This is a genomic window from Paenibacillus sp. J31R34, from assembly GCF_059383715.1.
Map to the genome: position 1 here is coordinate 23,367 of NZ_JBXENU010000013.1, position 23,744 is coordinate 47,110.

Annotated in this window: 18 protein-coding genes and 2 riboswitches; of the genes, 1 reads left to right on the forward strand and 17 read right to left on the reverse strand. The window is 49.6% G+C overall.

Annotated features, from left to right (window positions below; all coding sequences use genetic code 11):
- Positions 1-33: 33 nt before the first annotated feature.
- From AC50YG_RS27435 to AC50YG_RS27500, 14 genes are all read right to left on the reverse strand, one after another.
- Positions 34-1,344, reverse strand: a complete 1,311-nt coding sequence (locus AC50YG_RS27435; RefSeq protein ID WP_494831589.1) for an O-antigen ligase family protein — start codon at positions 1,342-1,344, stop codon at positions 34-36.
- Positions 1,345-1,388: 44 nt separating this feature from the next.
- Entirely contained in the window at positions 1,389-3,209 is a 1,821-nt protein-coding gene (locus tag AC50YG_RS27440; RefSeq protein WP_494831591.1) for a polysaccharide biosynthesis protein, read from the reverse strand.
- Positions 3,210-3,252: 43 nt separating this feature from the next.
- Complete coding sequence (locus AC50YG_RS27445) at positions 3,253-4,395, reverse strand: glycosyltransferase (RefSeq protein WP_494831594.1); 1,143 nt, start codon at positions 4,393-4,395, stop codon at positions 3,253-3,255.
- A 26-nt stretch (positions 4,396-4,421) separates the two neighbouring features.
- Positions 4,422-6,035, reverse strand: coding sequence for a lipopolysaccharide biosynthesis protein (locus AC50YG_RS27450; protein ID WP_494831598.1), 1,614 nt, complete (start codon positions 6,033-6,035; stop codon positions 4,422-4,424).
- Positions 5,929-7,257, reverse strand: a complete 1,329-nt coding sequence (gene tuaD, locus AC50YG_RS27455; protein WP_341280459.1) for a UDP-glucose 6-dehydrogenase TuaD — start codon at positions 7,255-7,257, stop codon at positions 5,929-5,931. Before tuaD ends, AC50YG_RS27450 begins: the two co-directional genes overlap by 107 nt.
- Positions 7,257-8,141: a UTP--glucose-1-phosphate uridylyltransferase GalU gene (gene galU, locus AC50YG_RS27460; protein ID WP_341280458.1), complete on the reverse strand. Its 885-nt coding sequence runs from the start codon at positions 8,139-8,141 to the stop codon at positions 7,257-7,259. The genes tuaD and galU overlap by 1 nt, the downstream gene beginning before the upstream one ends.
- Before the next feature lie 90 nt (positions 8,142-8,231).
- Positions 8,232-9,479 (reverse strand): Wzz/FepE/Etk N-terminal domain-containing protein, encoded by a 1,248-nt coding sequence (locus AC50YG_RS27465; protein WP_473758686.1) that lies wholly within the window; start codon positions 9,477-9,479, stop codon positions 8,232-8,234.
- A 66-nt stretch (positions 9,480-9,545) separates the two neighbouring features.
- Positions 9,546-11,744: a glycosyltransferase gene (locus AC50YG_RS27470; RefSeq protein ID WP_494831760.1), complete on the reverse strand. Its 2,199-nt coding sequence runs from the start codon at positions 11,742-11,744 to the stop codon at positions 9,546-9,548.
- Positions 11,745-12,163: 419 nt separating this feature from the next.
- Positions 12,164-13,111, reverse strand: a complete 948-nt coding sequence (locus tag AC50YG_RS27475; RefSeq protein ID WP_473758685.1) for a glycoside hydrolase family 26 protein — start codon at positions 13,109-13,111, stop codon at positions 12,164-12,166.
- Positions 13,112-13,196: 85 nt separating this feature from the next.
- A riboswitch (cyclic di-GMP riboswitch) is annotated at positions 13,197-13,284 on the reverse strand.
- Positions 13,285-13,364: 80 nt separating this feature from the next.
- Positions 13,365-13,452, reverse strand: a riboswitch (cyclic di-GMP riboswitch).
- 88 nt (positions 13,453-13,540) lie between these two features.
- Positions 13,541-14,800, reverse strand: a complete 1,260-nt coding sequence (locus tag AC50YG_RS27480) for a mannosyltransferase family protein (RefSeq protein WP_494831603.1) — start codon at positions 14,798-14,800, stop codon at positions 13,541-13,543.
- A 3-nt stretch (positions 14,801-14,803) separates the two neighbouring features.
- Complete coding sequence (locus tag AC50YG_RS27485) at positions 14,804-15,820, reverse strand: glycosyltransferase family 2 protein (RefSeq protein WP_494831607.1); 1,017 nt, start codon at positions 15,818-15,820, stop codon at positions 14,804-14,806.
- A 315-nt stretch (positions 15,821-16,135) separates the two neighbouring features.
- Positions 16,136-17,815 carry an arginine--tRNA ligase gene (gene argS / locus AC50YG_RS27490; protein ID WP_494831609.1) on the reverse strand — a complete coding sequence of 560 codons (1,680 nt, stop codon included), beginning with the start codon at positions 17,813-17,815 and terminating at the stop codon, positions 16,136-16,138.
- Positions 17,816-17,817: 2 nt separating this feature from the next.
- Positions 17,818-18,264: a YwiB family protein gene (locus tag AC50YG_RS27495; protein WP_473758681.1), complete on the reverse strand. Its 447-nt coding sequence runs from the start codon at positions 18,262-18,264 to the stop codon at positions 17,818-17,820.
- An 81-nt stretch (positions 18,265-18,345) separates the two neighbouring features.
- Positions 18,346-18,864: a DNA-deoxyinosine glycosylase gene (locus AC50YG_RS27500; RefSeq protein WP_494831611.1), complete on the reverse strand. Its 519-nt coding sequence runs from the start codon at positions 18,862-18,864 to the stop codon at positions 18,346-18,348.
- A 159-nt stretch (positions 18,865-19,023) separates the two neighbouring features.
- Here AC50YG_RS27500 and AC50YG_RS27505 point away from each other — a divergent pair, with 159 nt between their 5' ends.
- A complete protein-coding gene (locus AC50YG_RS27505; protein WP_494831613.1) occupies positions 19,024-19,296 on the forward strand; it encodes a hypothetical protein in 273 nt (90 codons plus the stop codon).
- 90 nt (positions 19,297-19,386) lie between these two features.
- Here AC50YG_RS27505 and AC50YG_RS27510 read toward each other — a convergent pair whose 3' ends face one another.
- The 3 genes from AC50YG_RS27510 to allC form a co-directional block, all read right to left on the reverse strand.
- Positions 19,387-20,712, reverse strand: a complete 1,326-nt coding sequence (locus tag AC50YG_RS27510) for a cation:dicarboxylate symporter family transporter (protein WP_494831616.1) — start codon at positions 20,710-20,712, stop codon at positions 19,387-19,389.
- A gap of 386 nt (positions 20,713-21,098) precedes the next feature.
- Positions 21,099-22,349: a pyridoxal-phosphate-dependent aminotransferase family protein gene (locus tag AC50YG_RS27515; RefSeq protein WP_494831618.1), complete on the reverse strand. Its 1,251-nt coding sequence runs from the start codon at positions 22,347-22,349 to the stop codon at positions 21,099-21,101.
- Positions 22,346-23,659, reverse strand: coding sequence for an allantoate deiminase (gene allC, locus AC50YG_RS27520; protein WP_494831620.1), 1,314 nt, complete (start codon positions 23,657-23,659; stop codon positions 22,346-22,348). The genes AC50YG_RS27515 and allC overlap by 4 nt, the downstream gene beginning before the upstream one ends.
- Between the last annotated feature and the right edge of the window lie 85 nt (positions 23,660-23,744).

Genomic DNA, 23,744 nt, shown 5'->3' on the forward strand with positions numbered 1-23,744 from the left:
TAGAGAACTTGCGGTGCGTGCAGGCATAGCTGCCTATTTCCTGAATAAATCCAGCGGCCTGCGCTCTTGGTATGCAGCATAGGGCAGCAGCCAGGCTATCGCCACATAGCAGAACAACAAGCGATTTTCATTCAAATCGCCAGAAACATTAGCGTTCAAGAATAGAAAAACGACCGAGAAAACAGTAACCAAAGTGAAGCGGTCTGTCATTTTTCCAGAAATAAAGCGTGCAGCTGCTCGAATCGCTCCCCAAAATATCGCCAGAAACAGCAATACGCCAGCAAGCCCCAGCTCGCTCCACAGCTCCAGAAAAATATTATGCGGATAATTCGAAACATCCTCATGGGCGAAGGCAATCGTAAAGCTGCCAATGCCGCCGCCGAAGAAAAAATGATCCTGAATCATTTGCCATGCCACCGCATAGCGCTCGACTCGTCCCTCCGCCGACTCTCCGCCCCCCGGCTGATTAAACAGCACCGAGATTCGATAAATGAAGGTATCCATGACGCCAGAAGCCACAAGTGGTACTGCGAGCACAGCGAGCAGCAAAATGATTGAAAAAAGCGTACCTACTCCTTTGGAGAAGGTGATTTTGCCCCGGTTCACTTTCACGGACAGGAACATGATCAGCACGATTGTTCCGACCAGCGTAATAAGCGGCGTCCGAGCCCCGCTGACAGCAACCGATAGAAAGGTCAACGCCAGAAACAGGCTGGCGAGAATTTTGGCGGGTGTCCGCAGCAGCGGATTGTATAAATATAAACCGATCAAGGCGATAACCGCGATGCCATTCGTTCGTCCAAGCGAGAGATAATCCGAGCCCAGCACTTCAATCTGCCCGATGAATTGACCAGCTTGCAGCTTCTCCAAAAACATCTGCAGGCAATAGAAGGTCATCAGCGAGGAGACGGCAATAATGCCGACGAAAAAACGCTCCAGCCCTTTTTTATCACGAATAAGCAAAAAAGGCCCGATGAAGGACCAAGCGGTCAGCAGCAAGAAACGGGATGTTTTCTGAATTGCGAATGAATAGCTTGTTGAATATGAAAAGCTGAACAACATGTAGCCAAGCAGCAGCACGAACAGCAGCAGCGGGATTAGCGCCGGCTTCGGCAGCTCTTGGGATTGCATAAGACGGATAAAATAAAGAAACATCGTGACAGCCATTAGAAAAAAGGTTAAGTCCACGGGAAACGATATGCCCGATTTAATATAGCCGGATAATAAAAATACGCCCAGCAGAAATTCCCCTGACGCGAGTATCGCAAACGGGGCAGCAAGCGCGCCCCACTTCCGCCCAGCGCCAGGCAAGAGCGTGGCCCCAAATGCATTTGATTTTAACATCAGTGACCACCCTCTCTTTCCTTCATAAAAAGTATGCAGTAAAGCTATACGGCATTGCGGCTGCGGGATGTGATCGTCCGCTTCACGAAGGCTTTAACCTCCGACAAATCAGAACGGATAATGCCTTCCAAATGCTGAAGCTCCAGCATGACCGGCTCAATATCCTGCGCCATTGGCTTGCCAATGAAAATGCGGTTGTTCAGCGTAGCCGACATGCCTTCAGCATCGGTCAGCAGCTCTTCATACATTTTCTCGCCCGGACGCAGGCCGGTGAATTTAATGTCAATATCGCGATACGGCTCGAAGCCGGATAAGCGAATCAAGTCTTTGGCCAGCTCGTAAATTTTAACAGGCTTGTCCATATCGAGAATGAACACCTCGCCGCCCTTGGCGAAGGCGCCTGCTTGCACGACAAGCTGGGAAGCTTCCGGTATCGTCATAAAATAACGGATCATCTCCGGATCGGTTACGGTAACCGGACCGCCCTCGGCAATCTGTGCCTTGAACAGCGGAATAACGCTGCCCCTGCTGCCCAATACGTTGCCGAATCGCACAGCTGCAAATTTCGTATTGCTATAAAAGCTGATCGACTGCACGATAATTTCTGCTACGCGCTTCGTCGCACCCATGACGCTCGTAGGGTTGACCGCTTTGTCTGTCGAGACAAGGACAAAGCGCTCAACGCCATGCTGGTCACAGGCTTCGGCTACATTTTTCGTACCCATAATATTGTTCATGACGGCCTGCTTCGGATTGCGCTCCATCAAAGGAACATGCTTATGAGCGGCCGCGTGGAATACGACTTGTGGACTGTATTCACCAAACAGCGCGAACAGCGTCTCACGGTCTTGTACATCGGCGATAATTGCCTCTGTCTTCAATTCCTTAAACGTCTTGCTCAGCTCCATATCAATTTGATAGATGCTGTTTTCCCCATGACCGAGCAGCAGCAGCTTGCCTGGCTTAAACGGCGCAATTTGGCGGCATAGCTCTGAACCGATAGAACCGCCCGCTCCCGTCACCAGTACAACCTTGCCTTCCACGTAATTCGCAATGCCTTCGAGATCGATTGCCACTGGGCTTCTGCCAAGTAAATCTTCTACTTCAACATTACGAATCGATGATGCCGTCACTTTGCCAAGAATAATGTCATCCAGCCGCGGCACAATCTTAAGCTCGCAGCCTGTTTCCTTGCAGAGATTGATTATCTCGGAAATATCCTTCTTGCTTGCTGCCGGAAGGGCAATAATGATGTGGTTAATCTCATGCTTCTCTACAACGGCGGCGATATCATTACGATTGCCCAATACGCGAAGTCCGCCTACACGGTTGCCCCGCTTCTGCTCATCATCATCAATGAAACCGACTGGGTAGCTGTTGTTGATGTATTTGTTTTGCTTGATTTCCTTGGCAACCATCGAGCCGCAGTCGCCTGCGCCGATAATCAATACTTTGAGGTCGCCGGTGCCTTTTTTGTTGTAGGTATCGCTTTTGAGACGCAGCGCGAAGCGCGTGCTGCCCTTTACGATTAGCGAAGACTGGAAAATAAACAGCAGCAGCGCTAGATCCACCCACTCCCACTTCAGAACGCTAAACAGCATTCCGCTGACGATAACGCCCAACGAGACCGCTTTGAAAATCGACACAAGCTCGCCGACACTCGAATACTTCCATATTCGCTGGTACAAATTGTAACGAAGCATGAATAAAATCGTTGATGCCGACAGGACTGGCGCAAAAATAAGCACCGCGTGCCAGTAGCTCGCTCCTTCGCCTTCATACATCAAAGCGAAGCAAATTAATGTGATGAGCGTACTTGTAATCATATCAACGAATAACAAGAGTGGAATTCTTTTTTTCCACATCTCTCTTCTCTCCTCCTATACCAACTTACTATAATTGTAGACTCTATTTGGTCAGCAGCTGCGAGTAGAAACCAAGCAGCTTGTTCTCTTCGTGCACCCAGTTCAGCTCTTCGCGTACGGCACGCTTTCCATTGCGTCCCATTCTCGCCGCTTTTTCCGGATCGTTCTTAAGTTCATTAATCGCTCGCAGCACCGCCGGTCCATCATTAGGATCAACCGCAATACCGCACCCATGAAGATTCACGAACGCTTCCCAGCTTGGAAAATTAGAGCAAATAATCGGAAGCCCCGCATTCATATACTCAAAAAACTTCGTCAGCTCTTTCTTCGCATAATGCTCAGTCGGTGGGAACAGCGCGAGACCCGCCAGCCAGCGGCTCTCGGCATAATAGGAGTCAATCGCATCGCGTGCAATAAACTTCTCCACGCCGTCAATCGTTACGCGAGCCGCCGCTTCCCCGGCAGCTTCTGCAACCCGGTCCGCAATCGGCTGCGCGCATTTGCCTACATAATGCACATGAATGCGCTTGTCCAGCTTCGCTATCTGAGCATGCAGCTCAGAGCCGCGATCCAGCGTGACGTTGCCCGTGTACAGCAGATGAATGGCATCATTCTGCTGCGCTGCGCCTGCTTCTGCGTTAGCAGCAGGCTTGTCCGCCATCGGCTGCAAGATCGGATAGTTCAGCACATCTACGCCGCGCAAATATTTATCCCGGTAATATTTTTCCGCCAGCACAATTTCGAACTGGTTAATGCAAAGCTTCTCAACGATGCGATAAATGCTCGCAAGCGTATTTCTTGCCCAAACGGGCAAATATTTTTTTTGCCGAATGCCCGTCTCGTAATCCTCGTGGATGTCATAAACGACATGATTGGATTTATTTTTGAGCAGCCAGCCTACCCAAATCAGCTCGGGATCGTGAAAATGATACACATCCGCCTCAAGCTGCTTCGCGAGCCGGTAAGCCTGCCAGCTGTTCTTCGTCATACGAACCCAACGGTTCGCTGCTTTCTTTAGCTTGATCAGCTTGAAAGCCGGCTTTACTCGGTCCAGATCCGGATGGTCCGTCGCAATCAGCGTCACATCATAGGCCGCATTCGCGAGCGAGGCGCATTCTTTATGGAAAATGCGGGTATCCATCGGATGGTGCACCGTTGTCATATGAACCACCTTATGTTGAACCATCGTAAACCACCTTCTGCCTGAAAAATTTAAGCTTGCCGTCTTCTGAGCACCTTGCCCAGCACCTGCTGCATTTTGCCGCGGAGCGCCGTTCTGCTCATATGTACCATCACACTAGGGAACAACAGCACAACCATCGCAAACCATACAATCGCGAACATGCCGGACACCACAAGGTTTACGAAGCTGATCCACCCTAGCGGCCTGATCGCTTCCGTCATGGCATACAAGCCAAGCAGCATCCACACACTGCCGAGCAGCGCTGGCAAATGCGCATTCCCCAGCTCGCGCCAAGTGCACGACAAAATCGATTTACACAAGTACAGCATATTGAAGTAGTGCAAGCTTATGGCAATCAAAACGCCGAAAGCGGCCCCAGGCAAGCCCCAGTGCATACCAATCACTGCGCCCGCAATAACGAACAGGACATAAAGCACCTGCCGTGAAGCGCGTTTGTACACGTACCCTCTTGCCAATACGAGAGAATTGCTGATTTTGTAAGTCGTACGGAATAACATGCCCATGCATAGAATTTGGAATGGAAAAACGACCTCTGTCCACCCGCTTCCCAGAACAACAGCGACAATCTCGGAAGCCAGCAGGTAACAGATGACGCTAATAGGAGCAACAAGCAAGGATGTATAAGAAATGCTTCTTATATAAGAGGCTTTTAGCTGCTGAAGATCATCCTGGAGCTTGGACATTGACGAAAACAACACTTTATCAAGCACTTGTCCAAGCAGCGTAGCCGGAAGCACCGCCAGCTGATAGGCTCTGCCGTACATTCCCAACGCGGCTGCGCCAAGCCCGCGGCCAATGATTAAATTGTCGCTTTGGACCGCTAAATAATTGCTTAAGCTGTCGATGGTTGCGCCACCGCCGAACCGCAGCAGCGATTTTGCCGCCTGTACATGTCCACTCGCCTTTTCCCGCAGAAACCGAGGCGGCTGCGTGGCAATGAGCATCGTAAAACGGATAGCCGTCTGTACTAAATGAGCGGTTAACAGCGCCCAAATGCCATAGCCATACACGCCGAGCGTAATGCCGACGATGCCGTAGCCCGCCGTATAAGATACAATTTGCGACAGCGATAGCTGACGGAACTTCAGCTCCCGTTGCAGCAAAGCTTCAGAAACAATGGCAACGCCATTGAGCGGAAATACGAGTGCCAAAATGCCCAACACGGCTGCAAGCTGCGGCATTTTGAAAAAATCCGCCAGCAGATCAGAGGACAGCCACAGTGCCGCTGCCACCACAATGCCAAGCATAGAGGAAATAAAGAAGGAAACCTGCAAGTCGACCGTGTGAATTTCTTTGCGCTGAATAATGGCCGGACCTACACCAATACTGGCAAACAAGGTCGAGAAGCTGACGATTACGAGCGCCAAATTAATGAGTCCAAACTCCTCGGCACCGACGAAGCGGGCAAGGACGACCAGGACGACCATCTGGATGACATTTTGCAATCCGGTTCCCGTGAATGCCCACAGAAAGCCCTTGCGGGTTCTGCGGGTCAAGCCGGCTTCCGACACATGATTATCCGAGTTGGCTGGCATAAGCGTTAATATCCGGGCGACCGATGGAAGCATAGACGAACTGCCGCTTCTCCATCTCTGCCAAATCAAATATGTTGCGTCCGTCAATCAGTATCGGCTGCTTAAGCCGCTTTTTCACTTCATCCAAGTCCATCTTCACTACCTGCGGCCATTCGGTTAAAATCACGCAAGCATCACAGCCGTCGACCGTTTGCAGCAGATCATCGGAATAAACAACGTCCGTGCCAATGACCAGCTTCGCTTGCTCAACCGCTACCGGATCATACGCATGCACTTCGGCACCGCGGCTGATAAGCTCACGAATGATTGGAATCGACGGCGCGGAGCGCATATCGTCTGTTTCCGGCTTAAACGCCAGACCAAGCACGGCGATTTTTTTGCCTGCAACAGAACCAACAATCGTATCGATTTTTTGCACAAAATGGATCGGCTGATTTTTATTCGTTGTAATAACCGATTCAATCAGCTTAAATTCGTAACCTACATTTTTGGAAATGGAAATGAGTGCCTCGGTATCTTTCGGAAAGCAGGAGCCGCCGAATCCAATACCGGCATCTAAGAATTTATTTCCAATGCGGCTATCCAGCCCTAGCCCATAAGACAAATCGACTACATTCGCACCGACACGCTCGCAAATATTGGAAATATCATTAATGAAGGAAATTTTCATCGCGAGGAAGGCGTTGCTGGCATATTTAATCATTTCAGCCGTTTCAATGTTTGTCTCGACAATGACTGTGTTGAATGGCTCATGCAGCTCGCGAATCAACTGCATCGCCTGCTTGCTTTCGGCACCAATGACAGCGCGTTCCATATTCATGCAATCCTTGATGGCTGTGCCTTCGCGCAAAAACTCCGGATTCGATACGACATCGAAGCTTGCATCGCTCGTGCCCAGATGCCCCCGAATGATCGATTCTACCCGTTTGCCCGTTCCAACAGGCACGGTGCTTTTGTTCACGACGACTTTATAGCCGTTCAGCGACTTCCCAATCGTCTCAGCTACGCCGTCAACGTAAGTCAGATCCGCTTCGCCGGTTGGGGACATTGGCGTGCCTACTGCAATATAAATAATATCCGAAGCCTGTACAGCCGCCTCCACGTCGCTTGAGAATGCAAGTCTTCCCGATTGGCGGTTCGCGTGCACTAATTCTGCGAGGCCCGGCTCATAGATTGGAATTTGACCGTCGTTCAGCTGGTCGATTTTATTTTGGTTAATGTCGGCACAAATGACATGATGGCCTTTCTCAGCGAAGCAAGCGCCGTTCACCAGGCCAACGTAGCCTGTACCAATTATCGTAACTTTCATTATGCATTCACTCCACTTTTCGCACGGCTTAAAATCTGTTCAAGCGATTTAATTAAATCTGCGGAAAACTCCTGACGTTCGAGTGCGAACTCTACATTTGTCAAAATAAAGCCTGGAATTTCACCGACATCGTAACGTCTGCCTTCAAATAGATAGGCCAGCACATCCTCGACCTGGTTCAGCTTTTGCAGCGCATCGGTCAATTGGATTTCCTGCCCCGCGCCAACCTCCTGCTGCTCGATCAGGTTGAACACTTCCGGCGTCAGCACATAACGTCCCATGATAGCAAAGTTGGAAGGTGCTGTGCCCAGCTTTGGCTTCTCTACCAAATTGTTCACTTTAATAAAACGATCATTTACCTCAGATGGATCAATAATGCCATAACGCGCCGTCTCTTTATCCGGTACATGCTGTACGCCGATAACCGATTTGCCCGTTAGCTCAAAAGCATCAATTAGCTGCTTCGTGCATGGAATCTCGCCTTTAACGATATCATCGCCAAGCAGCACAGCGAACGGCTCATTGCCGATAAACTTGCGTGCGCACCAAATCGCATGCCCGAGGCCTTTTGGTTCTTTTTGACGAATATAGTGAATATCGACCTTGGAAATTTCCTGTACCTTCTCTAGCAGATGCAGCTTTTGGTTTTTCAGCAAATTGGCTTCCAGCTCAAACGCATTGTCAAAATGATCCTCAATCGAACGCTTGCCTTTGCCCGTTACAATAATAATTTCTTCAATGCCGGATTTTACGGCCTCTTCTACAATATATTGAATCGTTGGCTTGTCCAAGACGGGAAGCATCTCTTTCGGCATTGCCTTTGTAGCTGGCAAAAACCTCGTTCCAAGTCCGGCTGCCGGAATAATCGCTTTTGTTACTTTCATCGCAAATCCCTCCCAAGTTAGATAAAACGTGGTTACATAAGGTGAAACGGCTGTCGCCGCCCTCTGGCGGCAAAGCTACCGTTTCGCGTTTTACACTTCAATAAACACGATACTATTTATCTGAACATCCGTTGCCGCGAGACGGCTTTTCCATTCCTGTGCAACCGGAGCGAGTACCCGGTTCTCCTTGATTACGAGCGTATGCCAATCGGCCAGCTCCGCAATCGTCTGCGCTTCCGAGCAATGAACATAAGAAGGCAAATCCCAGATCACAACCTCGTAGCTTTCCCGAAGCTGTGCCATCAGCTCCTCAGCCGACGTTTTCATGGAAAGACTTCCGCCTACTACACATACCTCGATGAAATCCAACTGCTTTCCAGCGGTTTTGATTTTGCCATAAAAGCCTTGGCTAATGGGCCATTCCGCATAGCCCTTTTTGCCAGAAGCCGTACTTGGCAGCTTGCCGTTCGGGTTAAACCTCACCCAAGCGACCTTGCTTTCCCCAGACAGCTTCATCGCCAGCTGCTTGCTGATATTTCCGCTCGCAAACTTACGGTCAAGCGTTCCGAAGGCCAATGTGCGCTGTCCGCTTTTTTCCATCACATGGCGGTAACGCAGTGCACGCGACTTCGCTTCCTCTGCCATACGGCGCTTCATCCATCCCCCATAGAACGGGATAGCTGTTTCCAAGCGGCTGGCAAGCTTCGTTGTTTCCATTGGAACGTCAGCGAATATCGCTTGCACCTCGGCTGCTGTCTGCAGCTTGCGCGACATCATATGCAGCAGAAGCCACAGGCATAAAAGTACAATCAACCCGCCAACAAACGAGAGCAGCATATAAAATAATGGATTGGCGCTCACATAAACCGCCTTTTCCGCGCTTGCTTTATGCAACAGGACAATGTTGTTGATTTTGAACAGCTCCAAGCTTTGCGAGCGGAACACGCTAACGACGGTGTTGGCAATGGAGGCAGCCTGCTTACGGTCACCATCGGTTACGGTAATTCGGATAACCTGCGAGAGCTCGACGCTTTTCGCGCTAACTTTGGCAGCCAGTTGATCTGTGCTGTAAGGCAGGCCAAGCGCCGCAATTACCTGCTCCAAAATCAGTGGATTTTTCAAAATAACATTATACGTATCCATCAGCTTGAGACTGCCTTGAATCGAAGTGAAATTATCACTCGTCTCTTGTGAGGTTATTACAACTTCAGCCGTTGCCTTATAAGACGGAGGACTTTGCATCTTCACATAGCCCACTGCGGCTGACAGCAGCAGTGCCGGAATAATGACAAACGGCAATCTGCGGATGATCAGCTTAACAATTCTGTGTATTTCCAAATCTCTCATCCCCTTGCAAAACAATCATTCGCCGTCATAGCTTGGCTTTCATTCGTGTTCGCCCTACTATGACTTGGAGTTCGCTTCTGCTGGCACAATGCCTGAACGAAGCTCCTTGCTTGGCGGTATGCTGCTGGACTCCCCCAGCAGCAGGCTTAAATCAAAAGCTTCATCGAAAACAATGGCCGCCGTCATCTTATTGCGCCTAGCCCATCCCACGCGGATGAGACGCCCGTTTGCCTCGAACGCTGAGCCGATAATTTGCAGCCTGACCTTCTTGCCTTCATGCATCGCCGCCTTCTGCGGGAGCTCAATTCGGCAGCCCGTGTAGCTAATATCAAGCAGCTGCGTCCGGTAACGGTCCTCTTGATCGACCAAAATCGAAGCGCGGCGCTTCAGCCTAACTCGCGGAGACTTGCGATTTATCGATTTATAGGTGTACTTGAAATTAGAAATATAACTGGTTACGGAAGTCCATACGCCCGCCTGAAAAACGCCCTTAACGAACTCATCCGCATTGCCGTATACTTCAGCAAGCCATTTGCGCTCATCATCAATGTTGCTCCAATGAAGCTTGAAGCCTACCTGGAATCCGGAGCCATGCTTATCATAAAATATTTTCTCAGCTGTCACGCGTATAGCGTCCTGTGATAATGGAATGTCCAGCTCCATGCGATCCGGAAGCGGCAATATCGTATCCGTATAAATACGGCAGCCTGTCTCACTAATATCCAGCGTCTTGACGTTTTCCATCTTCAGCTCTTCATCTTCCATATAACGAAGCGTGAGCGGCAGCTCCTTGGCGAAGCGCTCCGACTCCCGCATGCGTGGGCGTTCAAAACCGAGCAGCAGCGCGAGAATAAGAAACACTCCGTTATAACCAAGCCAGAACAAATTAATGAGCATGGACTGCAATTCATTTTCGCCCGCACCCGCAATACGCCCCACATTTATCGCCATCAACACAACGGATAGCACAAGCAGAACGAACAACGGCATCATATAGCGATAATTAATGGACGTTTTGTTCTGATAAATGCCTTTCGGCGTCACCTCAAAGGGGATAGCCTTGCGGAAGATGGTTTCCTGAAGGGCTGCGAGGAATAGCGTTGGCGTCATGGCCGTCTCGTAAACGTTGTTCCAAAACACATTGAGCTTCTTATTCGTTAAGTAAGGCACTACAGTAATCGAGAACAAGAAATAAGGCAGCCAGAAGATAAGCAGCTGTTGCAAGCTTGTTTCAAGAATAGCCACGCCAAAGGTCAAGAAGAGCATAGGTGACAGTATGTACATAAAGCGTGTAACGCCAAAGTACCAGTACAGCAGGTTGGAGAAATAAAGCAGCCGCTGCATCAACGATAAGCCCTTTGCCTCAAGCGGATTGGACATCCTCGTCGTTTGTATCGTGCCCCTAGCCCAGCGGGCCCGCTGTTTAATTTGATCGGATATGGACTCAGACGTTAGGCCTAGTGCCAGCACCTCATTCAAGCAATAAGAATCAAACCCATTGGATTGAAGCTTCATCCCCGTAGCCAAATCCTCCGTAATCGTGCCAATAACGAAACCGCCAATATGATCAATAGCGCTGCGCCGAAAAATACAGTTGCTGCCCACATAAATAACAGCATTAAAACGGTCTCTTCCCGACTGAACAAGCCGCATAAACATATCCTGCTCGTTCGGAATATTACGCCCTTGGTAGTAGTTGTATTGGAAAATATCTTCATTGTAAAAAACTTGGGGCGTTTGTACGTAAGCAAGCTTTTCATTTTCTGCAAAAAAACCTACCGTTCGCTGTAAAAAATCCGGTTTTGGCATCATATCTGCATCCAAAGTGAGGAGCAAATCGCCCTTCATTTTCGTCAGCGCATGATTCAAATTGCCCGCTTTAGCATGCTCGTTTCCGGGACGATCGAGATAATGAACGCCTAAGCCTTCGGCTACTTCTCTCATTTCCGCTCGTTTTCCGTCATCACATACCCAAATATTTAATAAATGCTCCGGATAATTCAAATTTTTACAGGCAAGGATGGTTTTTCTAACCAAGGATGGCGGTTCATTGTAGGTAGCGATTGTAACATCCACAGAATAAAGGTTGTCAGGTAATGGCGCAGGCTTTCTTTCAGTGGGTTTTAGCAGAAGAATGTGGAATAAAACGGATTGAAAAATAGAAATAATTTCAAAAAATAATAACAAAGATCCAAAAATTAATGACCAGCCAGATGGGAGTGTTTGTACAAGTCTCCATACTAGATACACGATCATGATAGCAATGGATACCGTTGTTAATATGTACCTAGCTTTTGTTTTCAAATAACCCCAATCCTTTGCGCTCTATTTATTCGCCATAATTCCATTCCTTTTCTGACTAATCTACAACATGGATTGACTATACTGTCTATTCTCGCTGTCGATATTTGTTAAATTGGCCGGAAATATGATATTTTTGGCGGCTAAGGCTCAAATTCAAAGTTATCTTATCACAATCCTTGCCCCTTTAAAAGTTAATTTTTATTCTTAACATCTTAATCTTCTATGCAAATGTGTAGAAAAAAAGCGAAAAAACTCTAATTTTACGCGGTTTACGCGAAATTAGAGTTTTTTCAGAATACCTATTTGGTACTATATCAACTAGTGATTTAAAGAAGAGGTTAGACCTAGGCCTTTACTACCGCCCAAATCTATTAAAGTGTTTTTTGCAGCGTTTGGTAAGCGCTCAGGCTATCAGCCGACGAATCGATATGCCAGTCCAGTTCTTTGTTTTCATTGAACCAGATCAAACCTTTGATTTGGCTGTACGCTGGCGATTGCACTTGGTTCATAGCGTCAATAACCCATTCTTTTTTGCTGCCGCCGCTTTCGGTTGTGCCTGTTTCAGCGATGATGATTGGCTTGCTCGACATGCTTGTCAGCGCTTGGTAAGAAGCATAGAATACATCGTTAAACGTTCTCCACGAGCTCCACGATTCTTTCGTTCCAAAATTGTAGCCATCGATCGAAAGCATGTCCACATAGGCATCGCCCGGGTACATAGCTGTAAACGAAGCGTTTTTGCCAACATTTTCAGCGTTTACGTTGTACATGAATTTGATGTTTGTTGCGCCTTGCTCCTTGAAAATGGTAACGACACGTTGGAATGCCGCTTTGTAGGTTTCGTTCGTGTTCACTGTGCTGTCGCCAACGCCCCAGCCGTACCAGTTGCCGTTGCCTTCGTGGAAAAGGCGCAGCCAGATTTCAGGGTTTTTATTAGCCGCTTGCCAGTTCATCAATTGTTTAGCTGTTTGTTTCAGGTAAGCGTCTACTACGCCTCTATTGATATCAGCAGTCGAATATTCTTTGTAATTTTTATTTTTAAATTCAAGGGTAAGTAGGTTAATCGAACCATTACTATTTACATAGTCCATAAAACCCTTCCACTCATTGATCCCTTGATTCGAATTGACAAAAGTATGTACAACATCTTGGTGTCCACCGATCAGTTGCTCGTAGGCAGCAATGTTGTTCAAGCTTTGGTTCGGCCAAGTGCCAATCCATGCTCCATTGTAAAAGTTCGTTTGTGCGCTAACAGGGAGTGCCCAGAGTAATGTCGAAGCGAGCATAAGGAGTGTAAGTGCGAATTTTGTCTTTTTCATTGTAAGTTCCTCCCCCGAGCGAATGATGGTACGTGGTCCGAAGAACACGCCACACCTTCATCAGGCAAAGGAGGCTATGTTGGGCTTCGGCAGCTGGCGAGCATATTCCGTTAGGAATGAAGCCCCTGTAGCTTTGCGCACATCAGGTTTCCCTGAGTTTGCCTTTTCGTGTTTGAAGCAATAAAAAAAGATAGTCCCTGCTCCCGAAAGAACAAAGTCTACCTTGATTAATAAAGGAAGAAGCGATGTTGAATTCGGCAGCTGGCGAGCATATTCCGCTAGGAATGAAGCCCCTTTAGCTTTGCGCACATCAGGTTTCCCTGAGTTTGCCTTTTCGTTAAACATAATAGGTATAAAGTATGAGCCAATGTAATATGGTGTTATTGTACACCTTGATCGCAAATTTCGTCAAATTATTTTTCCATAAATTTATACAACGAAAAAATATCCATTAAAGTAGCAGATCGCGTACACAATATGAAGCAGGAAAAACATCATGAAATAAAACATTTGCAGCGGCTTATTATTTTTCAGCACATCCGCAAAATAAATATAGAAGGGGAACGCGACCATGACATAGCGTGGAATGCTTTGCAAAAATTCGGCGCTGGCGAACGGAATGAGCATAAGCAGCAGACCATATGCAAAAAACAGCCATTCATGTGCATTACGGCGAATATCTTTCCAGCGCATAATAAGAAAGGCAACAAAAATGACGAGGACGGCATTGGCAATGATAAAGGCAAGCAGACCATTTTCCCAGCCGCCATTTCCTGAGAAATATGGTTTTTGGATAAAATGAATGTAGTTTGAAAATGGAGCAACCGTCTTGCGATACCAGTTGATGCTTTGCTCGGTAATCGGAGCCAGCAAATCGCCCGTGAGCCATTTCATATACAATAGATAACTGGCCAGCGGCAGTGCTGAAATAACAGCATAACCTAAATATTTCGCGTCCTTCCACTTGAAACGGTACAGCCTGTGTTCAATCAACAGCGTCCCCACAACGAAAAACAAGTTGACGAAGCCCAAATTGCGCGTCACAGCGGACAAGCCCCCGAACAGAAACGCGAGAAAATATCGCTTTTGCATCGCATAATATACGGTTATAAGCGACAGCATGAGGAACAGGCTCTCCGTATAAGGCACGGCATAGAAGATGGCGGTCGGAAAAATAAGCAGCAGCAGCACCGCAACTTGGGCGTGCTCCTGTTTCAGCCCTCTTTTCAAACAAATGCCATAAAAATATAATAGCGATACGAGCAAAAACAAATTCGATAAAACCGATCCCACGACCGTCGAATCATATTTAGAAATAGACTCCACCAGGAAGACTAACAAAGGGTATAAAGGGAAAAACACCCAATTTGCACTAGGATGCGGTTCATTGATGTTATACGTATCGTAGCCATTTTCGGCAATACCCAAATACCATACGCTGTCAAATTTCCTTAAATCCTCAAAGCTCGGCTTCTTCAGCTGTGAAATATCCGTCTGGATCGAGAGCTGGCTCGATGTGAAATCATGCCCCTGTACGACCGTATAGTCTGGCGGCACTTGATAGTTCGGAAACAGATTCATGCCGAGAAAGCCTGCAAAATAAAGCAATATTCTCGTGATGACAAACAAGGAAAGCAGGAAGATCAAAACTTGTGTGTTCGATTTTGCTTTAAGCAGCAGCGATTCCATTCGTCACCTCGTCTCTTGTAATTGCTGCGTTTTCGTTTTCGGCTCCGCCAATACAACGTTATGCAGCTCTGTTTCAACGAAGTATTTCGGCCTTTTCTTCGTTTCAATGTAAATTTTGCCGATATATTCGCCAATTAGTCCAATGCATAGCAGCTGAATGCCGCCAATGAACCAAATCGAAAGAATCATCGAGCTCCAGCCGGATACCGTGTTACCCTGCAAATGCCGTACGAATACATAAAGGGCGAACAAAAGGCTCATCACCGACATGAAAAAGCCGACAACCGATACTGCGCGGATAGGAGAAACGCTGAAGGAGGTAATGCCTTCCCATGCGAAGATGAGCATTTTTTTCAGCGGATATTTCGATTCGCCAGCAGTTCGCTCCAGACGATCATAATACACGCTGTCGGATTTGAAGCCGATGGTGGGAATGATGCCGCGCAGGAACAGATTGACCTCCTGGTACTCCTCCAGCTTATCAACGACCTTCCTGCTCATCATCCGGTAATCCGCATGATTGTAAACGACGTTGACACCAAGCTTAATCATTAATTTGTAGAAAAATTGCGCGCTGAACTTTTTGAACATCGTATCGGTCGTCCGCTTGTTGCGTACGCCGTACACGACCTCGTAGCCCTGCTTGTACTTCTCAATAAACTCGTCGATCACCGTAATATCGTCCTGCAAATCGGCATCGATGGAAATTATGCAATCCGCATATTCCTTCGCCGTCAACAAGCCCGCCAGCAGTGCCCGCTGATGCCCAACGTTACGAGAAAGCTTCAGCCCGCTCACAAAACGGTTGCTCCGGTGGAAGGAATCAATAAGCGACCACGTTTTATCGCGGCTGCCATCATCTACAAGCAGCATTTTGCTCTGCTCGGACACCTTTCTTTCCTTCACCAGCCGTTCCAGCAGCAGGGACATTTGTCTTACCGTTTCCGGCAGCGCTTCTTCCTCGTTATAGCAGGGCATGACAATCGATACAATAGGCAAATCGGACTCATCGCCTCTCATGACTTTTCCCTCGCTCTCTATGATGTTGTCCATTTTCGACAATTAGTATAATAGCATACCTTGGTTAAAGCAAGGTGAAACGGCTGTCGCCATCCTCTGGCGGCACAGCGCGTTTCAGTCCGAGAAATGTAGAGAATGGATGGATAATCATATCCTTTCCTATATTTCAAGGTGAAACGGCTGTTGCCATCCTCTGGCGGCACAGCGCGTTTAAACCGTATTATGCTCCATTTCTTTGAAAAAAAAGCCCTTGCGGCACGAGTAGCTGTCTGCTACCGCTGCCGCAAAGACTGATCTTTGTCTGCATGGGTAATATTACATTTGTTGTGGAGCCGAAACACCTACGAGGCGAAGCGCATTTGCAATGACGGTGCGAATAGCACCAAGCAGCGCAAGGCGTGCTTGAGTCTGCGCCGCGTCTTCGGTAATAACGCGTTCTGCTCTGTAATAGCTGTGGAACTGGGAGGCCAGTTCATATACATAGCGAACGATGCGGTGCGGCGCATACTGCTCCGCTGCTTCCGCCACTTCCTGCGGCAGCTCTCCGAGCTTGCGCAGCAGGTCATATTCGGCTTCCGACGTCAGCTTGCTGAGGTCGATCTGCTCAAGCGGCAGCAGCGCAAGGCTTTGCTCCTGTGCCTGACGGAAAATGCTGCAAATCCGCGCATGCGCATATTGCACATAAAACACCGGATTCTCGTTGGATGTCGAAATCGCGAGATCCATATCAAAATCCAGATGCGAGTCCATGCTGCGCATTGTGAAGAAATAACGAATGGCGTCTACGCCTACCTCATCCATCAAATCCTGCATCGTTACCGCTTTGCCGGTACGCTTGGACATTTTCACCTTTTCGCCGTCCTGGAACAGGCTGACCATCTGGGCAATCAATACGACCAGCTTGCCTGAATCGTTGCCAAGCGCCTCCATCGCCGCTTTAACGCGCGGAATGTAGCCGTGGTGGTCTGCACCCCAGATATTGATCATCCGGTCGTAGCCGCGGCTGTACTTGTCCATATGGTATGCGATGTCGGGCGTCAAATAGGTGTAGGAGCCGTCATTTTTGACGAGCACGCGATTTTTATCGTCGCCGAAAGGCATCGTATCGAGCCAGGTTGCGCCTTCTTCCTCGTATACATGACCCTTTTCCTTGAGCACTTCCAGCGCCTGCTCAACCTTGCCGTTCTTGTAAAGCGACGTTTCGCTGTACCAAATATCGAAGCCGACGCGGAAGCGATTAAGATCATGCTTGATCTTGTCCAGCTCGCGCTCCAGGCCGAAGCTGCGGAAAAACTCCAGACGGCCCTCCGTGCTGAGGCTCAGCAGACGATCGCCTTCCTGCTCAGCAAGCAGCCCTCCGAAACCAATAATATCCGCGCCGTGGTAGCCGTCCTCCGGCATCTCCGCTTCCTTGCCCAGCGCCTGCTGGTAGCGCGCTTCAATCGACTTTGCCAGGTTGTTCACCTGATTGCCGGCGTCGTTAATATAATATTCGCGGGTCACTTCATAGCCCGCATATTCAAGCACGTTGCACAGCGCATCGCCAACCGCCGCACCGCGTGCATGTCCAAGATGAAGGCTGCCCGTTGGGTTCGCGCTGACGAACTCCATCTCTACGCGCTTGCCTGCGCCGATTTGCGTACGCCCATAGTTGTCCCCGCCTGAGACAACCTCGCCAACAACACTGTACAAATAGCTTTTGTCCATACGGAAGTTAATGAAGCCTGGTCCCGCAATTTCAGCCGATTGGATCGATGCTTTCGCATAGTCGAGATTCGCGATAATCGTTTCGGCGATCATCCGCGGATTTTTCTTCGCCAGCTTAGTCAGCTGCATCGCTGCGTTGGTCGCCAAATCGCCATGCTCTTTATCCTTAGGCACCTCCAGCACGAATGCCGGAAGCTCCTCCCGTGCTGCGAGCCCGCCCGCTACTGCCGCATCGGCAATAGCCGCTTTTACCTGCTCATACAATCGTTCTAATACATTTCCACTCATCGTTACTGTTCCCCCTGAATATGCAGCCGAATATGAAATCGGCCAGATAAATGCTCGTCGATCCACAAATCATACTTCCATTCTATTGTAAAAGGAGGCTCCGCCAGCTCTCCCGCAGCAGCGCCCTCCGCCTGAAGCGCGAGCTGCCCCGTCTCCGTCTCCATTTGAAAAGACGTAAATGGGGACCGATAGCGTCCAGCCCGCTTGCCGCCAATAGCGAAAAGCTGCTCCGAATCTACCGCTCCCCGGCGCGTAATAAGCAGCTCGCCTTGGCGATAGCGAATAAGCGACCTGATTGGCTCCGAATTCGCTTCGCCTTCGACCGTTTCCTCATAGCGGATATAAAGCGAGCGGTCCTTGCGAAACAGCTCTCCGCGGTGCTCACCCACCTGAACAGCGCCATCCTGCCTGCTTTCCAGCTTAATGCTGACGTTCATTCTTTCTGACATGCTCGTGCTCCTGTATTTTCAGTCTTAACGTATGCTTCTACTATATACACGTATCCCTGCAATTTCAACGCTTAAGGGCGATTACTGTTTTTCCAAAAAAGGAATAATGCCGCGCCACGCTTCGATCCGGTCCTCAAGGTTTCGCATTTTCTGCGTCGGAATCGGGCTCGTTGACGGCATCTTGAGCAGCGCGAGCGAGTCAAACGCCGGATGCTCGCGAAAATATTTTCGAAACGTATCGTACGCCTTCGTTCCATTAAATGCAAAGCAGCGCAGCCCCGGATATTGCGCCAGCAGCGCTGGCAGATCATTGGGCTTCTCATCTTTAATGTTCACATCAAGGCTGCCCTCGCGCTCGCAGGATTCAATGACGTCGAACACCGCCAGCCGATGCTCCTGCAAAAAAGCGAGCCGCTTCGGATAATCCTCTTCCGGTGCTCCAGCGTCAAACAACCCATACACCATTCCCCAAAAATAGTTCCGCGGATGACCGTAGAACTGGCGATGCTCCAGCGATTTCACGCTCGGCGCCGTCCCCAGCACCAGCACGCGGGCCCGCTCATCAATGACGGGTGGAAAAGAATAAACACGCTCTGTCATCGCTCTGTCACCCCCTGCCAGCTTTTTTTCTATTATGGCATTTTTGAAGGGAAATATCTCGCGCGCAAATAAAGACACGCTAAAAAGAAGTACTACACAAAGTTAGTACTTCTTCAATCCGCATTATTTTTCTAAAATAAAAGATAAGGAGCTGATCAAATGAGCAAAGCACGCAGCACACTTACCTTATTAGCCGCATGTATGGCACTTTTAACCGTCTATTTTTTAATAACAAAACAACAGCTGTTCGGCTCGCAGTGGCTTATTGGGTTTGCAAGCAGCCTAGCAGGCTCGATCATAAGCTTATTCGGCCCATTCCAAGCTAGGAAACAATCCAGTTGGTGCGCAGCTATCGCAATGGTCAACTTCCTTCTGCTCAGCTGGTATATTTTTATATTTTCACCGCTCGCTGTGCTTTTTTTCGGACCCTGAGCTGGGGCAAGCATAGCTTCTCCGCTTCCCCCTCCAATTACCACCAGACCTCACTTATCCATGCATAAACAGCCCCGGAGCCTCAATCGTTTATTTGCTGACAACCGGTGCTTTCTTAACCATACCCGGAGCCTCAGCCACCACCTTGCGCTGCATGGCCTGCTGCGCAAGGCCCTTATCGAGCAGCCCCTCCCAGCGAGCAATTACAAACGTCGCGACCGAATAGCCAATAATGTTGACCGTCGTCCGGAAGTTGCCCATAATGCGGTCAGGCGCCAGCATGAGCGCAACCGCAGCCATCGATATAGAGCCTGTGCTTGCCGCAGTAGCGGATAAGGCTACAAATGCCGAGCCCGGAATGCCCGCCATCCCTTTCGAGGTAAGCAATAGCACGCCAAGCAGCACCAGCTGCTCCTTCAAACCGAGATCTACGCCTGTCGCCTGCGCCAAAAACACTACAGCAAGCGAAAGATAGATGGAGGCGCCATCCAAATTAAACGAATAGCCTGTCGGCACAACTAGTCCCACTACAGCGCGGTCACAGCCCGCTTTTTCAAATTTGTTCATGAGCTGCGGCATAACCGCCTCCGTCGAGCCTGTGGCAAAGGCAAATACGATTTCCTCCCGCACCAGCATGATCAGCTTCCATAGGCTAATGCCCACGAACACTCGCATGACAACAGCCAGCAGGAGCAGGAACAGCACACACGCGACCGTCATGGCAAGGAAAAGCTTGCCGAATGCCATCAGCGTCTGAACGCCATATTGGCTGACCATAAAGGCCATCGCGCCAAATGTAGCTAGCGCAGTAAGCTTCATAATATAGCCCATAATTTGAAAGATAACTTTGCTTACATGGTCTAGAAAATCGACTAGAACCTCAGACGTACGGCCGCCGATATGTACAATGGCAAAACCAACGAAGCAGGAAACCAGCAATACCTGCAGCATAGTATTCGTTGAAAATGCCGCTACAGCACTCTCTGGGATAATGTTGAGGAAAAACTCCGAGCCGCTAGGCAAATGGCCGTTTTTCGTCGCCTGCTCAACACCGTCAGTCGATAGCGTTGCCGGATCAATGTTCATGCCAGCGCCGGGATTCATTAGATTCGCAATGACCATCCCGATAATGAGTGCAAGCGTCGTGATAACTTCAAAATAAAGCAGCGTCTTCCCGCCGATCCGCCCTACCGTCTTAATGTTGCCCACCTTAGCAATGCCCAGCACAACAACAACGAAAACGAGCGGCGCAATGACCATTTTAATAAGGCGGATAAAGCCGTCCCCGACAGGCTTCAGGGCTACGCCGAACGTAGGCCACAAGTATCCAACCGCAATACCTGCCACAATTGACAGCATAATTTGAAAAAATAGTCCTTTGTAAAATGGCTGACGCGATTTTTTAGTTTGTTCCATCCTTTAATCCCCCTATTATGTTATGTTTCATAACTTATCAAGTATCATTTACTAACATCATTATAAGGGGAATGCAGATTTTTTACATTGTCTATAGTAACCAAAAAGAATGCCTCGTTTTTAGTCATGTTAGATAACAACACATTTTATAACAAACCTTCAACAAACCTACCCCACTTGTCCGCTAGCCTCAGCACAAACGCAACCAGCTTCATACTGTCCAGGTAGAAAAAACTCGCTAACACAATCAAATAGAAAAAAGCCCGCCACAATGGGCGGACTCCTACTCTATTCACTATGCCAAGCGATTGCAATTACACGGGCAGGAGCCCCTGCCCCCAACGGGACAAATGCTCTCCCAGCTCAGCAGGCACCGACTGGAAGACTTAATGCAAGCCGCTGCCAGCTTCCGCTTCCCGATAAATAGCGAGTGCCTTCTGCACAGCAGCGCCTTTTGCAACACCCACACCATAATAGGTCAGGACAGCTTCAAGCGCGCCGAGAACCTGCAGCACATTTTGCTTGCGGCAGCTATAGCCCATCGTGCCAATCCGCCATATTTTCCCCTTCAATACACCGAACGAGCTGGCAATTTCAATACCGAACTGCTCCAGCAGCATCGCTCGGACTGCTTCACCATCCACGCCGTCCGGAATAACGACGCAGGTGACAACAGGCAGCTTGCATGCCGGATCGCCATAAAGCTCCAGTCCCATTCCCTCAATGCCGGAGACGAGCGCACGCTCATTAAGCAGATGGCGGGCAAAACGCGCCTCCAGCCCCTCCTCCAGCAAAATCCGCAGCCCTTCGCGCAGCGCATACAGCATCGATGTCGCTTCCGTGTGATGATTCAGCCGCGCTGCACTCCAATAATCCTGAAGCTGGCTGAGGTCAAAATAGTTGCTCCGAATCGTCCGGCCCAGCTGGGACAGCGGTTCGCCCGGATCACGCAGCCCACGTTCAATACGCTTGCGCTGCATGATATGCCGCTCAATTCGGCTGTTATACGTAATTGGCGCCATGCCCGAAGGGACGGACAAGCATTTCTGCGTTCCGCCAATGACAGCGTCAATACACCAGTTGTCCGTCTCTACCGGAACGCCGCCAATCGTCGCGACCGCATCTACAATGAACAGCACATCCAGCTCCCGGCACGCTCGGCCGATTTCTGCCAGCGGCTGTATGCGCCCCGTCGACGTTTCGCCATGCACCATCGCCACGACAGCAGGCTGCTCGCGTTTAATCGCTCTAATGACCTCATCAGGGTCAAACACCTGACCCCACTCCTGCTCCAAGATCACTAGATTTGCCCCACAGCGCTCGGAAATTTCCGCAAGCAGATGACCGAAGCGGCCATAGATCGGAATCAGTACCTTCATGCCCGGCTCAATGACGCTCGTCAGCACCGCTTCCAGACCGGAGCGCGATGTGCCATCGATCGGGAACGCCCACTCATTTTCCGTCTGGAATAGCTCGCGAAGCATGCCCATCGTTTCATTCATCAGACCTGTAAATTCGGGGTCAAACTGCCCCAAAATCGGATAAGACATCGCCCGAAGCACACGCGGGTCAACCTCTACCGGACCCGGAGTCATAATCGTACGCGGCGTAGGGGATAAATCTTTATATTTTTTCATAGCGAACCCTCTCCATAGGCAAGTTGGTATAAAAGCTCTATCAGCACGGCCGTCCCTTCTGCAAGCTGCAGCGAATCGGTATGCTCAAGCGGCGAATGGCTAACTCCACCACGGCTTGGAACAAAAATCATTGCTGAAGGGCAAATGCTTTGCAGCTCCTGCACATCATGCCCCGCTCCGCTGACCATGCGGCGGTGAGCAATGCCATTTCGCTCGCAAATTTGCTCCACCTGCCTAGTCAGCTGTTCATCCATACCGACCGGAGCCGTATTCATCCAATGCTTAATATGCAGCTCAAGCCCCAGGGAGGCGGCGATTTCGCCAAAGCGCTCATGAAATTGGCCGCAAAACAACGCTAGAACCTGTGCATCCGTATGCCGTATATCAACGGTAAAGGATACTTCCTGCGGTATGACATTCGTTACATTTGGACGAACCTCCATATAGCCTGCCGTCGCTACGAGCGGAGCCCCTTGCTGAGCAGCGGCATCCAGCAGCCAATCAATCATTTTGCTCGCGCCGCGCATTGCATCCTTGCGCCAAACCATCGGTGTCGTTCCCGCATGATTGGCTTCGCCCGTCACCGTTACCGTATAGCGCTGCTGGCCTACAATCGCCTCAACGACTCCGATTTGCAGCCGCTCGCGTTCCAGCACAATTCCCTGCTCCACGTGAATTTCCACGAAAGCCGCGATATCGCGCCGCTCAGCTTTGCTCGGTCCAGCCTCTCCTCTGCCAGCATCGCTTCCCTCAGCACCGAAGCCAGCCTGCCGCATTGCATCCTCCAGCCGCATACCATCCGTGTCGGCTACGCCCTCCGCATCACTCAGCTTAAAGCGGCCCGTCACACTGCCAGAGCCCCAATAAGCAATGGGGAAACGGCTGCCTTCCTCTTCACAAAAGGATACAACCTCCAGGCTGCGCTTAGGTGCTCCATAATGCTTTTTCAAATAATTCAGCGCTATAATCCCTGCCGCTATGCCAAACGCGCCATCGTATAGGCCGCCGTTTTTGACCGTATCGACATGGGAGCCAGTCAGGATAGAGGGTAGGGTACCGCCAGTTCCCTCCAGCCTGCCATACAAATTGCCCACCTGATCGAAGGAAGGCATAAGCCCGCTCACACGCATTCGTTCAGCAAGCGCCAACTGCGCTTCCTTCCACGCTTCGGAATACAACAGCCGCGTCACCCCGCCGCCTTCCTGCTTCCCGTAACCGGACAACCATACCAGCAGCTGTTCCAACTCTTCAGCAAGCGAAGAAATTAACGCTTCCCGCTCTTTTACCGTTCCCAATCCGCTGCCACTCATGCTGCCACCTCCTCCTGACGCTAATCCGCTTCCTATCCTCTTCTAATCGCACAGTTTATCTAACATACCTTCATTATAATCACCG

Coding starts and splice junctions, on each gene's coding strand:
- AC50YG_RS27435 (WP_494831589.1), bottom strand. CDS start 1,344: ATGTTAAAATCAAATGCATTTGGGGCCACGCTCTTGCCTGGCGCTGGG.
- AC50YG_RS27440 (WP_494831591.1), bottom strand. CDS start 3,209: ATGTGGAAAAAAAGAATTCCACTCTTGTTATTCGTTGATATGATTACA.
- AC50YG_RS27445 (WP_494831594.1), bottom strand. CDS start 4,395: ATGGTTCAACATAAGGTGGTTCATATGACAACGGTGCACCATCCGATG.
- tuaD (WP_341280459.1), bottom strand. CDS start 7,257: ATGAAAGTTACGATAATTGGTACAGGCTACGTTGGCCTGGTGAACGGC.
- galU (WP_341280458.1), bottom strand. CDS start 8,141: ATGAAAGTAACAAAAGCGATTATTCCGGCAGCCGGACTTGGAACGAGG.
- AC50YG_RS27470 (WP_494831760.1), bottom strand. CDS start 11,744: ATGATCGTGTATCTAGTATGGAGACTTGTACAAACACTCCCATCTGGC.
- AC50YG_RS27475 (WP_473758685.1), bottom strand. CDS start 13,111: ATGAAAAAGACAAAATTCGCACTTACACTCCTTATGCTCGCTTCGACA.
- AC50YG_RS27480 (WP_494831603.1), bottom strand. CDS start 14,800: ATGGAATCGCTGCTGCTTAAAGCAAAATCGAACACACAAGTTTTGATC.
- AC50YG_RS27485 (WP_494831607.1), bottom strand. CDS start 15,820: ATGAGAGGCGATGAGTCCGATTTGCCTATTGTATCGATTGTCATGCCC.
- argS (WP_494831609.1), bottom strand. CDS start 17,815: ATGAGTGGAAATGTATTAGAACGATTGTATGAGCAGGTAAAAGCGGCT.
- AC50YG_RS27495 (WP_473758681.1), bottom strand. CDS start 18,264: ATGTCAGAAAGAATGAACGTCAGCATTAAGCTGGAAAGCAGGCAGGAT.
- AC50YG_RS27500 (WP_494831611.1), bottom strand. CDS start 18,864: ATGACAGAGCGTGTTTATTCTTTTCCACCCGTCATTGATGAGCGGGCC.
- AC50YG_RS27505 (WP_494831613.1), top strand. CDS start 19,024: ATGAGCAAAGCACGCAGCACACTTACCTTATTAGCCGCATGTATGGCA.
- AC50YG_RS27510 (WP_494831616.1), bottom strand. CDS start 20,712: ATGGAACAAACTAAAAAATCGCGTCAGCCATTTTACAAAGGACTATTT.
- AC50YG_RS27515 (WP_494831618.1), bottom strand. CDS start 22,349: ATGAAAAAATATAAAGATTTATCCCCTACGCCGCGTACGATTATGACT.
- allC (WP_494831620.1), bottom strand. CDS start 23,659: ATGAGTGGCAGCGGATTGGGAACGGTAAAAGAGCGGGAAGCGTTAATT.